General features: G+C 43.0%; 15 protein-coding genes. 9 read left to right on the top strand and 6 right to left on the bottom strand.

Translation table 11 applies throughout. The features are described 5' to 3' along the window. The coding region (locus RID09_RS04010) for an RNA-guided endonuclease InsQ/TnpB family protein (RefSeq protein ID WP_446334659.1) at nucleotides 1-1,011 on the bottom strand (1,011 nt) is incomplete at its 3' end. Between the two features lie 77 nt (nucleotides 1,012-1,088). On the opposite strand from RID09_RS04010, the gene tnpA reads away from it, so the two are divergent. Continuing rightward, nucleotides 1,089-1,493, top strand: coding sequence for an IS200/IS605 family transposase (gene tnpA, locus RID09_RS04005; RefSeq protein WP_446334658.1), 405 nt, complete (start codon nucleotides 1,089-1,091; stop codon nucleotides 1,491-1,493). A gap of 98 nt (nucleotides 1,494-1,591) precedes the next feature. On the opposite strand, the gene rodA is transcribed toward tnpA, so the two are convergent. The 3 genes from rodA to RID09_RS03990 all read right to left on the bottom strand — a co-directional run bounded on the left by rodA (nucleotide 1,592) and on the right by RID09_RS03990 (nucleotide 4,733). Continuing rightward, nucleotides 1,592-2,851, bottom strand: coding sequence for a rod shape-determining protein RodA (gene rodA, locus RID09_RS04000; RefSeq protein WP_446334657.1), 1,260 nt, complete (start codon nucleotides 2,849-2,851; stop codon nucleotides 1,592-1,594). Nucleotides 2,852-3,048: 197 nt separating this feature from the next. Next, nucleotides 3,049-4,116: an Mrp/NBP35 family ATP-binding protein gene (locus tag RID09_RS03995; protein ID WP_446334656.1), complete on the bottom strand. Its 1,068-nt coding sequence runs from the start codon at nucleotides 4,114-4,116 to the stop codon at nucleotides 3,049-3,051. A 134-nt stretch (nucleotides 4,117-4,250) separates the two neighbouring features. After that, nucleotides 4,251-4,733: an SRPBCC family protein gene (locus RID09_RS03990; protein WP_446334655.1), complete on the bottom strand. Its 483-nt coding sequence runs from the start codon at nucleotides 4,731-4,733 to the stop codon at nucleotides 4,251-4,253. A gap of 257 nt (nucleotides 4,734-4,990) precedes the next feature. Here RID09_RS03990 and hemF point away from each other — a divergent pair, with 257 nt between their 5' ends. After that, nucleotides 4,991-6,025 (top strand): oxygen-dependent coproporphyrinogen oxidase, encoded by a 1,035-nt coding sequence (gene hemF, locus RID09_RS03985; protein ID WP_446334654.1) that lies wholly within the window; start codon nucleotides 4,991-4,993, stop codon nucleotides 6,023-6,025. Between the two features lie 266 nt (nucleotides 6,026-6,291). Further along, nucleotides 6,292-6,660, top strand: a complete 369-nt coding sequence (locus RID09_RS03980; protein ID WP_006101536.1) for an STAS domain-containing protein — start codon at nucleotides 6,292-6,294, stop codon at nucleotides 6,658-6,660. A 20-nt stretch (nucleotides 6,661-6,680) separates the two neighbouring features. Here the strand turns inward: RID09_RS03980 and RID09_RS03975 are convergent, their stop codons facing one another. Next, entirely contained in the window at nucleotides 6,681-7,295 is a 615-nt protein-coding gene (locus RID09_RS03975) for a CpcT/CpeT family chromophore lyase (protein WP_446334653.1), read from the bottom strand. 302 nt (nucleotides 7,296-7,597) lie between these two features. Here RID09_RS03975 and psb29 point away from each other — a divergent pair, with 302 nt between their 5' ends. Next, entirely contained in the window at nucleotides 7,598-8,323 is a 726-nt protein-coding gene (gene psb29 / locus RID09_RS03970) for a photosystem II biogenesis protein Psp29 (RefSeq protein ID WP_446334652.1), read from the top strand. Nucleotides 8,324-8,426: 103 nt separating this feature from the next. On the opposite strand, the gene trxA is transcribed toward psb29, so the two are convergent. Then, entirely contained in the window at nucleotides 8,427-8,744 is a 318-nt protein-coding gene (gene trxA, locus RID09_RS03965) for a thioredoxin (protein ID WP_446334651.1), read from the bottom strand. Between the two features lie 89 nt (nucleotides 8,745-8,833). Between trxA and fabG the strand changes: the two genes are divergently transcribed. From fabG to RID09_RS03940, 5 genes are all read left to right on the top strand, one after another. Further along, nucleotides 8,834-9,595, top strand: coding sequence for a 3-oxoacyl-[acyl-carrier-protein] reductase (fabG, locus tag RID09_RS03960; RefSeq protein WP_446334650.1), 762 nt, complete (start codon nucleotides 8,834-8,836; stop codon nucleotides 9,593-9,595). 382 nt (nucleotides 9,596-9,977) lie between these two features. Continuing rightward, nucleotides 9,978-11,252, top strand: coding sequence for a polysaccharide biosynthesis protein (locus tag RID09_RS03955; RefSeq protein ID WP_446334649.1), 1,275 nt, complete (start codon nucleotides 9,978-9,980; stop codon nucleotides 11,250-11,252). Nucleotide 11,253: 1 nt separating this feature from the next. After that, entirely contained in the window at nucleotides 11,254-12,117 is an 864-nt protein-coding gene (locus RID09_RS03950) for an FkbM family methyltransferase (RefSeq protein WP_446334648.1), read from the top strand. Between the two features lie 203 nt (nucleotides 12,118-12,320). Continuing rightward, nucleotides 12,321-13,142 carry an FkbM family methyltransferase gene (locus tag RID09_RS03945; RefSeq protein WP_446334647.1) on the top strand — a complete coding sequence of 274 codons (822 nt, stop codon included), beginning with the start codon at nucleotides 12,321-12,323 and terminating at the stop codon, nucleotides 13,140-13,142. A gap of 56 nt (nucleotides 13,143-13,198) precedes the next feature. Further along, nucleotides 13,199-14,248, top strand: coding sequence for a glycosyltransferase family protein (locus RID09_RS03940; protein ID WP_446334646.1), 1,050 nt, complete (start codon nucleotides 13,199-13,201; stop codon nucleotides 14,246-14,248). Nucleotides 14,249-14,266 lie beyond the last annotated feature (18 nt).

Here is a 14,266-nt window from a genome sequence, read left to right as displayed (position 1 = left end):
AATGCCATAAACTTCACACAATTGCTGCAATCGGTCTTTTAGTTTACCCAATGGCATTTGAACAAATTTTTGGTTGTTCAGTCTACCCATATTGGCATTATCTTTGAACCCCTCATTCCATCCTAGAACAATCGTACTTATGCCATATTTTAAGCAGTGATTGATAATCAACCGAGCTGCCTTGTTAATGCCATCCCTCATCCGGTGATTGCGTTTACGGGTCACTCGGTCAAGAAAGGTATCCCAGTACCCCTGTGGTTTTCCTTCTTTCCTGGTCGAAACCTGCTTATTCCAGTATTGATTAAATGCTTTCATGGCACGGGCATCAATTAGAAAAGAGTTGCCCAGAGTATCAACACAAGCAGCTAGATTGTCGGCTGTACCTAAATCAATTGCTAATGCTTGGTCGTCAATCCCTACGAATGTCTCCTGTTTGGGAATTTCGTAGGAAGCCTCCAGGTAAAAAACACCATTTTTAGGTAAAATAGTCCATTCCTTGACCTTAGCAATATCAAGGTTGCTTGGAGCAGGTAGCCTGAAGCTATCAATTCCGAACCAACGCTTAACGGTTAAACCCAGTGAGAACTGAAGTTGACCATCAACTAGCTTAGGCTTCTGTCCTCCTGAATTGGGATAAGCTACCTTGAACAGTCTTGACCCTTTTAAATAACTAGGTGGCTTAGGCTTATTTGGTAATTGCCCTTTGAACCAAGCTTGACGCAACCTTTTGTAGGATTTGAACGCTTCAGCGACACTTAATAGTGTTTGCTGTGCTGGTGTTGAGGGTAGGGACTGAGCGATTTTACTCTTTCCCACGCTTTGCTCATAAATCAAGTCAAACTTTCCAGTCAAGAGTTTGCTTGTCTTGAAAAAAGTCTGACGGGCAAAGTACACGCCCATGTTATAGAGTTTTCCTGACTGCTCACATAGATATTCTAGGACGGCTTTTGTTTCTTTTTCGGGATGTAACAACATCTGTTGTACTCCCCTAGGCTTCTTGCTTTTAGCCATCGCTTTAACGAGTGAGTTTTGTCGTTTATTTGATTGTAATCTACAATTAAAACAACAGTCAACCCGGAAAAACGCAAATGCGAAAAAATTCATACGAGTATAGGCACTACAACCACGCTATTGGATTGTGTGTCGTTCACCTTCTCTGGATACCTAAGCGTCGCAAAAAAGTGCTAGTGGGAAAGATTCGTGATAGAATATTTGAGATATTCAGTGAATTAGCCACAGAAAAGGGTTGGCACATTAGAGCGCTTGAAGTTGCACCAGACCACATTCACCTGTTTGTTGAAATTCATCCGACAGACGCAATTTACCAGGTAGCAAAAGCCTTCAAAGGACGGAGTGCCAACTACCTTAGAAAGGAGTTTCCTGAACTCAAGAAACTCCCCTCTTTGTGGACAAATAGCTACTTTTTTTCAACGGCAGGCAATGTCAGTGCAGCAACAATCCAGAGATACATTAACGACCCTCATCACGGTTAAAAACTACATGCGGTTAAAACCGCTAGCGTGCGTTCCTCCCCGGTCTAAAGACACGGGGTTTCCCGCATCGAAGGAATTTTGATGAAAATGACAAATCGCTAAAACTTCAATCGGTGTCGGTGATTGGCAACCGATTCCACTAATCCAATGCCTAAAAAGTTTGCCAGTAATGCCGATCGCCCATAACTTAACAATGGCAGGGGAATCCCGGTAATGGGTGCTAAACCAATATTCATGCCGATGTTCACGACAGTTTGAAACACAATCATCGATAGCACACCAATCGCCAATAGTGAGCCAAAGTTATCCTTAGCATTTTGGGCGATAATCACTAACCGTAAACACAAGAGCCAAAAGGTAAATAGAACGCACAAACAGCCGATAAACCCGAGTTCTTCACCAATGGCAGAAAAGATAAAGTCCGTATGCTGTTCAGGAATAAACTGGAGTTGGGTTTGTGTCCCCTGATACAGTCCTCGCCCTGTGAGTTGACCTGCGCCAATTGCAATTCGAGACTGAATCAAGTGATATCCTCCACCTAAGGGATCTTTATCCGGATCTAGAAAAAGAATCAGTCGGTTTTTTTGATAGTCTTGGAGCAATCCCCATAACAGGTTTCCCAATCCCCCCGAAATCGTGTTGCCAACCAATGCCCCAATCCCACCAAATAGGGGCCACGGTAAGGTACGCCAACCAATCAATGCCATCGCGGCTACCCAAACAAACCACCCGGGCAAAAACACATTAAACATGATCGCGGAGACAATGGGAGACACGAGTAGGATTAGCCATCCCGGATTAGCATTTCCCCAATAGAGCATCCCCATCGTAATCGCACCAAATACTAATGATGTTCCCAAGTTTGGCTCTAAAAATACAAATAGCCAGGGAACCGCCGCAATGGCTAAGACTCGAAAGACCGCATTTAATGTTGAAGCCGGTTGCCAGTGGATAATCGCAGCCAGGGTGATAATCAAACCCAGTTTGGCAAATTCCGACGGTTGAACGTGAAAGCCGAGGATATTCAGCCACCGTTGTGCGCCATTTGCCGTCGTCCCCATAATCATCACCGCAAACAACGAGATATTCGTCATCGCATAAACCATCCAATGCCATTGGAGTAAGATTTCGTAACGCGATCGCGCGATGAGTAGACATAAACTTAAGCCAATACCCCCAATGATCCAGTGCCACCACCAATCGGTTAGCCCTTCATTAAATTCGGCACTGCGAATCATCACCCCACCCAGGAAGGTGAGAGCAATGCTGACAAATAATAGCTGCCAGTCTAATTCCTGCCATCGGCTGAGGAACATAAGCCAGCGCATTTGGGTACGGTTCAATGACTTTTGGAACATAATCGTTGGGGAATGGGATTGAGGTTTAGAGCAATTAGCGCTCTTCAGATGTAAGGGTCAGGAATTTCTCAAAAAGATTTTGGATAATTCCTGATCAAATCCTAGGCTATCTGAAAATAGGGAAGAATAGATTGCTGAATAGGGAAGAAGGCTGTCCCTTGTACTCCTACTTTTTCTACTGCGAATTCAACCAACTATCAACGGTGGCTAAGGGCAGCAACAGATACTTTCGCCGCAATACTTTTAGCGATCGCGATTAGCGCTTGGGCTGATGGGGACTCCGGTTCAGCCACGACAATAGGTAAGCCGCGATCGCCGCCTTGTCGCAGGTTAATTTCTAGGGGAATACATCCCAGCAAGGGTATCCCTAATTCCTGAGAGGTTTTTTCGCCGCCACCTGAGCCAAACAGATCATATTGGCGATCCGGCAGATCGGGTGGAATAAAATAACTCATGTTCTCGACAATGCCCAATACCGGAACGCCCAATTGCTGGAACATCTTCAAACCGCGACGGGAGTCCAAGAGGGCAACATTTTGCGGCGTTGTCACAATTACTGCCCCAGCCATGGGTACCGCTTGGGCTAAGGTCAACTGAGCATCCCCAGTTCCCGGTGGCATGTCCACAATCAGATAATCTAATTCTCCCCAATTCACCTGGTACAGAAACTGGCGAATGATACCATTTAACATCGGTCCGCGCCAAATTACTGGCTGATCGGGGTCAATCAGAAATGCCATCGATACCAATTTAACCCCGTGATTAAAGGCGGGTTCGAGTACCTCTCCCTGAGGACCCTGTTGCACCATAACCTTGGCATCCGCTAATCCTAGCATCGCAGCGGTATTGGGTCCATAAATATCAGCATCAATCAAACCCACCTTGGCTCCTGTCTGGGCAAGGGCAACGGCTACATTCACAGCCACAGTACTTTTGCCTACACCGCCCTTACCACTGGAAATAGCGACTAGATTTTTGACACCATCAATCCCTTGGCGATCGGGTAAAGATTTCTGCTGCGGTGTCTCGGCTGTCACATCTACCACAACCTCTTCCACATCCGGAAGCTGCTTCACCGCCTTTTGGCAATCCTCCACAATAAACTCACGCAACGGACAGGCGGGTGTGGTTAACACGAGTGTAAAGCTAACCGTCCCGCCGTCGATTTTAACATTGCGGATCATATTCAATTCCACCAAACTCTTTTGGAGTTCAGGGTCTTGTACAGGACGTAGTACGTCTAAGACTGAATGGATATCAACCATAATCAGGAAAAGTTCCTAGGGTGACAATGTGCCGGGACAAACATCTTCATTAATCTTAATATCTTAATAGGTTACGGCTGATTACTCATTCCTCACCTGTCAAAGAATTTCCTCACTCAAAACTAAAAATTTGCTCAAAGAACCGCTCCCTGTTCTGCCGCTTGAGCCAATTCAGCAGCGACACGGGCAGCATAGGGGCGAATAAACCACCACAGCAAGGGGGATAGCCATCCCCGCATTGTCACCGAAAAGGATACGTAAGTCCCACACAAGCCTGACTCCACCCGATAAGTCACTCGATTTTCTACCCCCGGAATGGCTAACATCCGAACGCTGATTAATTCACCGGGCAATACCCGTTCGACAAAAACTCGCACAGGAATGGGAATTAAGCGCGTCACCACCTGGTAAATTAAACCGGGCTTAGGGATTAATCCTCTGGGCGCATTAGTGCTACATAGCAGAGGATTCCAGGAGACATCTGCCAAATTGATTAATTTTTGCCAAAGAACGTCCACTGGAGCCTGACTGAGGGCGCGATAAGTCCGAAAGAGGGAAAACTTGCACCAAAGACCCTCTTGACCAGCGATTAACTTAAAAGAAAAATTTAGGATCACAACACGCCTCCTATCGCGACGCTTCAGCAATGTTTATCATAGTTCGGCAAGCCACGGTTCTGATGACTATCAAACCAATAACGTCTTTCCCGGTTAGCACAGTTGCGGTAGACAGCACAATCAAGCCCCCACTCTATTGTCTAGCAATTAGTTTGGATAGTTGACACCAGAAACCTGTAAAATAAACGCTGGAACCCTTAAAATACCCAACAATAGTCTTCAGGTTTGGGTAATACTGTATTACTACTATTGAAATTATGACCGCAACTCAGACACCGACAACAAATCCGAATCCTTCATTACCTGCCACTGACTCTAGGGATAGAGTGAAGCAGTTCATGCAGCAGCTTCAAGACACTATTTGTGAATCCTTGGCAGAACTTGATGGTACGGGTCAGTTCCAGGAAGATTCTTGGCAGCGAGAAGAAGGAGGCGGGGGTCGTTCTCGTGTCATCCGGGATGGCGCTGTCTTTGAACAGGGGGGTGTTAATTTTTCTGAAGTGTGGGGGACTCAGCTTCCGCCCTCGATTTTAACCCAACGTCCAGAAGCCGCAGGTCATGGATTTTATGCCACGGGTACATCCATGGTGCTGCATCCACGCAATCCCTATATCCCCACGGTTCACTTAAATTATCGTTACTTTGAAGCAGGACCGGTTTGGTGGTTTGGTGGAGGGGCAGATTTAACGCCATACTACCCCTTTGCTGAAGATGCGGCTCATTTCCATCAAACACTAAAAACAGCCTGTGATCAGCATCACTCAGAGTACTATCCCGTATTCAAGCGCTGGTGTGATGAATATTTTTATCTCAAACACCGTCAAGAAACACGAGGCGTTGGCGGACTGTTTTTTGATTATCAAGACGGAAGCGGGGAATTGTATAAAGGTCCCCACCCAGAAAAATCAGCAGCCATTTACAGCAAGGAACTGGGGGCGTTACCACCCCGAACCTGGGAACAACTGTTTGCCTGGGTGCAGGAGTGTGGTAATGCGTTTTTGCCTGCTTATGTGCCCATTGTCGAGCGGCGACAGGGTATGGACTATGGCGAAAGCGAACGCAACTTCCAGCTTTATCGTCGGGGGCGGTATGTTGAATTTAACCTAGTTTATGACCGGGGAACGATCTTTGGCTTGCAAACGAACGGACGCACCGAATCGATTCTCATGTCCCTCCCTCCCTTGGTACGTTGGGAATATGGCTACCAACCCGAACCGAATACACCAGAGGCTGAACTTTATGAAATCTTTCTCAAACCTCAAGATTGGGTAAACTGGACTCCTTCGACCTAATCTAACCATCTGCGTTAAACTACGGGATAAGTAGCATAGGTTGCCAAATTAAGTTACTTGTTGTTTCAACAATTCGCCCAACACCTAAGTAACGGAATTGATACCCAAACCCTTTATGGCTCCTCTTGTGATGTCAAGGGGAGCTACTGCTGCTCAAGGAGGTCTTTTCAACAACCCTGACTTACTTTGTTGAAGTCAGGGATTGTCGAACAAACGACACTCTCCGACTTACTTCGCTGAAGTCGGAGTCTCACGCGAGGTAAACGATGATTCATATTGATCAAAAAACACACACAACCAAAGATGGTACAACGGTTATTGTTTTGGCGCCAATTGGACGTCTCGACATCACCACAGCTTGGCAATTTCGCCTGAAATTACAAGAATGTATTTCCAAACTCAGCCGCCATGTGGTGGTTAATCTCAGTCAGGTTAACTTTATTGACAGTTCTGGTTTAACCTCTCTAGTCGCTGGTATGCGAGATGCCGATAAGGTAAAAGGTAGCTTTCGCATCTGTAATGTCCATCCCGAAGCCAAACTGGTGTTTGAAGTTACGATGATGGACTCCGTGTTTGAAATTTTTGAAACGGAGCAAGAAGCTTTGGAAGGTGTACCCCGGAGTATGGCAACCTGAAGAAAGGGATTCATAATTAATTAAATTGGCAGTTCAGCCGTGAAGTCTTGACGTTTTGTGAATCGAAATGGACCAAGCAAGGCTCCCCAGGTGGCTTTTCCGGTACTGGGATCGATGCCTTTATCGTAGCTACGAAATTCATCGGCTGTTGCTTCAAAGCCTAGGGATACTTGGTAATTATTGCCCTGATAACTAAAGCAACAAGGGTGCTCACTGACTGAAGTGGTACTAAATTCGTAATTATTTAAACTAATTTGGTGCATCTGCACGTTCAGACGGCAATCGGGTAAAAGGGTAATATCTTCGGGGGTAAGCTGCTGCAACAATTCGGGATGGCAACCTGCACCGCGAACGGTTTCTGGGTCTTTTATCTGATAATACTGTACCTGTAAGCCAGTGGAGGGTTGGTCACTTTGATACAGCCGGAAAATCCTTTGACGGTAGGGGCGAGCGAGGTTAGTAATCGGTGCTTGTTCGGCAAAGAGGGTGAGGCTGTCTTCGCTAAACAAGGGGATAGGGCGTTGCCACAGGTGTAAATGAACATACCAGACGGGTTCAGCCAACGCCTGTTGTTGGTTGTCAAATTCACCAGCCATGTAGCTTGCCAGGGTGATCAGTTCTGGCGGTAGAGTCATAAGTCGAGGGTTCACATTAACAGCGTCAAGCCAAAAAACATTATACTGATTTTTCAGTTTCGCCCAATAGTGTCGAAGGCGAGCGGTAGGAAGTGCGAGTAGGGGAATAACTGGTAAGATGGAAGGAATGACTCGGTTGGGACTCTACCCCCTAGGGTGAAAACCAAGCGTTCATCGTAGTGGATGCGCCCGAAAGGAGTGGAGTAGTAGCTTGGCAAAGGAGAGAGTCATCTCTTCTGGTTCTAGGGAATTGAGTCCCTCAAGCGAGACAATGGTAAAAAATATCCTTTATATTTTGCTCTGTGAGTAACGTTCGCACCGTCTCGGATACGAAACGAGATTTTTATAACTATCACACCCGCCCAATCAACTCGATTTACCGACGGGTGGTAGAAGAATTGATGGTCGAGATGCATTTGCTGGCGGTCAATGGGGATTTTAAGTATGATCCAATCTATGCCTTGGGCGTAGTCGCTTCCTTTAACCGCTTCATGCAAGGCTATCGACCGGAACGGGATAAAGAATCCATTTTTGACGCGCTGTGTCAGGCGGTGGGCAGCAATCCGCAACAGTATCAGCATGATGCCGAAAAACTGAAAGCGGCAGTAGGGCGTTTATCGGGGAAAGAACTGGTTAACTGGTTTAGTTCGCCAACGCCCCTAGAGGGTTCTGAGGATATTCATACCACGGTTGCCGCGATCGCAGATAATCCTAAGTTTAAATACTCTCGCCTGTTTGCGATTGGCTTGTATACCCTTCTGGAACAGGCAGATCCGGAGTTAGTCAAAGACGCGAAACAGTCTACGGAAACTCTCCAGAAAATCGGTCAAACCTTGCATCTTCCCCAAGAGAAATTACAAAAAGACTTGGAGTTGTATCGCAGTAACCTGGAAAAAATGGCTCAAGCTCAGATTGTCCTCGAAGATGCCATCAAAGCTGATCGCAAAAAACGGGAACAGCGGGAACAGGAAAAGAATAAAGCCACGATTCCGCCCAGTGATTCCCCAGAATCCACGACAGCATCGTGAAGCTGATCAGGGCGTGGGGAGGACGGATCTAGTTCTTGATCCAGCTTAAAATTAGTACCAAGTTCCGCGTTGGTAGAGACGTTCCGACGGAACGTCTCTATGCTTAGAGTAAGGGTTGTAGTCGTTCTATAAGCTGCTTTTCGGAGACTAGTCCCTCAATGCGTTCTACGGGTTTGGTACCCTTAAACAGTACCAAGGTAGGCAAGGCTTCAATATGATGCTCAGAGGCAATCTGGGGGTATTTGTCTGTATCAATTTTGACCACTTTTAGCTTACCCTTGAGCTGGACACCAATTTGCTCGAGGATCGGTGCCATCATTTGACATGGACCACACCAGGTCGCGTAAAAATCGACCAAAACGGGTACATCAGATCCAGAGAGGAGTTCCTGAAAACTGGCAAACTGTTTTTTTACTGCCATAACAAAACATCACGGTTATTAGTTGTTTGGCTCGATTCTAGTGCAAAATGCTAAAAGCTGACTTCAGCTAGTAGAGAGAGAGATTTTTTATGGAAGCATCACAGACATCTGCCCAACTCAGCGATCGCGTGGCGATTGTCACTGGGGCGTCGCGGGGAATTGGTCGCGCTGTGGCATTGGCATTAGCCGCAGAGGGCGCGAAGGTAGTGGTTAACTACGCCAGTTCCAGTGGGGCTGCCAATGAAGTTGTCGCCGCAATTACAGAAGCCGGAGGAGATGCGATCGCGCTTCAGGCAGATGTCTCGAAACTGGAAGATGTCGAGACTCTCGTCAAGGAAACCAAAGACAAATTTGGTCGCCTAGACGTATTGGTGAATAATGCCGGGATTACCCGCGACACCCTCTTGATCCGGATGAAACCCGACGATTGGCAGGCGGTGATTGACCTGAATCTGACGGGTGTCTTTTTCTGTACTCGGGCAGCCAGTAAAATCATGCTCAAGCAAAAATCAGGTCGGATTATTAATATTGCCTCCGTTGCTGGACAAATGGGCAATCCGGGTCAGGCTAATTATAGTGCAGCCAAGGCTGGAGTCATTGGGTTTACCAAAACCGTGGCGAAGGAATTAGCGCCTCGTGGGATTACCGTAAATGCTGTGGCTCCTGGATTTATTGAAACCGATATGACCAAAGACATTAAATCTGAGGATATCATCAAATATATTCCCCTAGGTCGCTATGGGAAGCCAGAGGAAATTGCTGGCATGGTGAGATTTTTAGCTGCCGATCCAGCCGCCGCTTATATTACTGGGCAGGTGTTCAATGTCGATGGCGGTATGGTTATGGCGTGAGCGATCGCCGTAGGGTTTGCCACCGTCGTCTAAGTACCTGGTTTTACCGATAATCGACCTAGAGAGTAACCATTTAAAATCTATGGGTCGATTATTGTCTATGGGAGAAGTTTACCCCTTTTTGCCACGGCGATTAAAATCGCTGCTATACAAACAAAGTCCGCTTGACAAGGACTGAATTATAACGGGGATGGGGAACCATGATTTAGTATGAGGCGTTGGGAGCGCTTAAGAAAATTTGTGTTTGTCCTGATAATTTGATTGGGTATTGTATGTAGTAGTGTTTGGCGATCACCTTTTCAGGGATGTTACTGATTGGGTTGTCTCCTCAAGCAATAGAGTGATTAAACTTCTGGATTCAGATGTATTAAAAGAACGTTAAATGCCTCCAACTTTCTTGCCCTCTACTCTAATTCGTAGGGCAAAAATACTCAGCCAATTTGTCTCTGCTCAACTGGTCGTTCAAGCGTTGGGATTTACCAGTGGAATTTTGCTAGTTCGCACTTTGGAACAGCAACAATATGCCTACTTTACTATCGCTAACACCATGCAAGCAACGATGAATGTACTAGCTGATATGGGGATTGGTAGTGGTCTTTCAGTAATTGGGGGTAAAGTCTGGCAAGATCAGTATCGCTTTGGGCAACTCATCAATACAGCTATGCAGTTGCGGCGTTACTTAGCTGTAATCGCTATAATTGTGGTTACGCCAATTCTGCTTTGGTTGCTAATTAGTAATGGCATTTCGATTGTTTATGCTACTTTAATTATCGTGATAGTGTTGGTGGAGTTTAATTTTAGATTAACTACGGGGGTGTTAGTTGTAGTTCCACGACTGCACTCACAGATTAATCGACTTCAAAGCTTGGAGCTAATTTTTGCAGCTTCTCGGCTGTGTATGTTGAGTTTTGCCTATTTAACTTACTTAAATGCTGCTGTTGCCCTGATTGCATCAACTGTTGCGTCAGGATTACAGCGCTTACTAATAGGTTATTGGGTTACCGATAACGTTAACAATAAAGCCTCAGTTCAGCCAAAGGATAGGGAAGAAATTCTCAAGCTTGTCAAAAGTCAGGCTCCTTATTTTATTTTTTATTGTATCCAAGGACAGTTTACTATATGGTTAATTAGTATTTTAGGGAATACCCAAAGTATTGCTGAAGTAGGAGCATTAGGAAGACTTGGAGTCTTGCTTGCAGTTATTGGCTCAGTTATGAGCAGTATTATTGCACCTAGTTTTGCTCGATGTCAGTCAGTCAATCAACTACGGTTTCGCTACTTTCAAACTATTGGTTTATTTATTTTTTTCTCATTATTTTTAATCGGTTTTGCAGCACTATTTCCCAGAGAATTACTTTGGATTTTAGGAGAAAAATATGCTCATCTTGAATCTGAATTAGTTTTTATGGCAGGTAATTCTATGATTAAATCATTGGCTTCTATTATGATATCACTTAATAGTTCTAAGGGATGGATTAAAAATTCATGGATAATAGTTCCTAGTACTATTGTTACGCAATTTATTACAATAACACTAGTACAAGTTTCTACCGTAAAAAAAATATTCATTTTTGAAATATTGTCAATGCTACCAACAATTTTCATAAATGCATTTATGACTTACCGAGGATTGTATGAGGACAAAAAAAGTGATTAAAATGATAAATTTTATTAAAAAATTTATAGAAACATACAAAGAAAAAGGATTAATTGAAGCTTTCAAAAAAGCTAAAAATAAACTTTTATATATGTACAAAGAAAATACATTTAAGCCTTACATTATAACCAAAAAATTTGCCGATGAAGAGTTTAAGGTTTTGATTAGCGATCTATTTGCTCAGGGTTGGTACGACTATCATACCGAGTGGCCGGAATTAGTATGGTTGAAAGAAAATCTTTTGAAAGAAGGTGATATCGTAGCTGATTGCGGAGCTAATATTGGTTTCACTGGCTTATTCTTTGCAAGGTGTGTGGGGTCTACTGGAAAAGTCATTGGCTTTGAAGCACTGCCAGCCAATGCAAAAGTAGCGTGGCAAAATATTAGACTTAACGACGTTACGAATTTTGAAGTTAAAAACGTTGCTGTTGGCGCTCAAAAGGGAGTAACTAAATTTACAAATCATCCAAATGGCTCAGTTGGTGAACGAGATGATATGGAAGTGATTGAAGTGACAATAATAAGTCTTGATGAAGTTTTTGTTCTGGAAAAACCTACTTTTTTGAAAGTTGATGTAGAAGGACATGAAATAGAAGTTTTAAAAGGGGCACGGCAGGTACTCCAAACACGACCAAAATTAGATATTGAGATTCATTGTTGCTACTTTTCAGAGCGTTTAAATGCTGTAAAGGAAATTCTAGAACTATTGCATTTATCCGATTACGAAGCTTATATTCAACTAGAAGTAGATGGTGATATTATACTTTTTGACACAGAAAAACACACGGCAGAATTAATTTCAAGATATAACAATGTTCATTTATTTGCGATACCCAATATAAAATATTTTCTTGAATCATTTTGATTGATTAAAAATAAATCAAACCCTAATGAATAAACTTGGGTTAAACAACTAATATAAATGCTATGAATATTTTGATTTCTCTACCAATTTATCATTCGCATTTACGCTCAGTGAATCAAGTTTTAGATGGTTCTTTGGAAGCTTAAAAATTAATCGCCCGCTGAGTGAAACATAAAATTACAAATAACGAACAGTAAAACAACATGAACAATCGTGAATTATTAAATTATCTTCATAAAGAATTGGCAAAATCCCCTTTAGCTGTTAAATTAGCAATTTTGTTACAAAATCAATGCCGTTGTATCATCAAATATCACTTAAACGAAGATGCTAATTTTTTTTACAATGGAGAAGCCTGGTTGGCTAGGCTCATAGCCCCAAATTCATCTACTTTTATTGATGTCGGTGCAAATATAGGGAACTGGACTAGCTTATTCCTAGAAGCTGCACCAAAACACATTGAAGGACTTCTGTTTGAGCCGTCTGATTACGCTATTGCAAAGCTAAAACAGCGCTTTGAAGGATTAGTAAATCTCTCACTAATCAAAGCAGCCGTTTCAGACAACATTGCAGAAATGTCTTTCTTTGAAGAACCAGAAGCCGGAGAAATGTCATCCTTGGTTGCAGGATTTAGCAACTCCCATGCTACTAAAAAATTGGTGAATGCAACGACTTTAGATGCTGAGGTAGAAAAGCGAAAACTGGGGCATATTGATTTTCTGAAGATTGATACTGAAGGATATGATCTTCATGTACTTCGAGGTGCTTCTGGTTTACTCTCGCAACATCAAATTGGAGTCATCCAATTTGAATACGGTGGTGCGTGGGCAAGCGCTGGTAGCACCCTAGCCGCAGGCTATAGTTTACTTGAATCTTATGATTACCAGGTATTATTACTTAAATCAACTGGATTATTTGAACTAGATTATAGAACTTATGGAGAATATTTTTGCTATTCTAATTTTGTAGCAATTTCGCCTCAAAATCAACTAAAAATGAAGCATTTAGTTAAAGAAAAAGTGTAAAAAAAGAGTTTTGGACTAGGTAAATGGATAATAATTGTATTTTATTTCTTTGTGATATGAATGAGTTAGATAGAGAACGAAGGGGATACTTTAATGGATTTTCTAAGATAACAAATACTGTTTGCATCTCCGATTTTAACAGCAATAAAATTGAAGATATAAATAAACTAATTTACAATGATATAAATCCTAGGTTAATTTTACAACCAGAAGCAAGTCCCAGACTTCCTCATGGTTTATTAAAAACTAAAGTGCCAACTGCTTGTTTTCAAATTGATACGTATAGTGGCACAGATAAACGTATTAAATGGTCAATGTTGTTTGATTATACCTTTGTCTTTCATCCAGGGTTTGAGCAATTTTTTCAAAACGCAGGTCATCCAAGAGCAATTTGTTTACCTCATGCAGTTGAGGTTGATTTGTTTATGAAACCGGAAACGGAAAGGATTTATGACGTGGGTTGGGTAGGCAGGCTTGAGGGAAAACACTACTCAGTGCGTCGTCGCTGTATTGAGCGATTGAAAGATTATTTTAAGATGAATGACATCAACCGTCACTACACTCCTGAAGAGATGGCAATTATATATAATAAATCAAAAGTTGTTGTTAATATTAGTCGTGATAATTATTTGGAAGATGCTAATTTGCGATGCTTTGAAGTCATGGCATCAGGAGCTTTGTTGATAACCTCTAAATATACTGAATTATCTAGAATAGGCTTCATTGAAGGAATCCATTACATTGGCTATGAAAAAGAAGAGGAAATCCCTGAATTGGTTAAGTTTTATTTAAAAGTTGAATTACAAAGAAATAAAATTAGTCGAGCTGCACGTTCTTTAGTTATGCAACATCATACTTATGATAGTAGGGTTAAAAGAATTATTGATATTCTTGATCAAGATAAAGGAAAACTGTTTGCTCCAGCTCGGTATTGGGATAACGCTAAGGTTCATGCAACCTATTTGCATTATTTTGCCAAGCATCTTATGTTAGACGCCGCCTTTCAAGAGTTACGTGAGATTCGTGGTATTTCTCGTAGCTTGGCTTGGTCTATGATTCCTACTGTTGGTAAAGCATTAATTCAGGCATTAAAGCTATCGTTATAGATCCTCTTAATACCATTA

This window comes from Coleofasciculus sp. G1-WW12-02 (assembly GCF_040219735.1).
Lineage (GTDB): Bacteria > Cyanobacteriota > Cyanobacteriia > Cyanobacteriales > Coleofasciculaceae > Coleofasciculus.
Note: the sequence above shows the minus strand (reverse complement) of the source record. Positions and strands in the feature narration are given on the sequence as shown.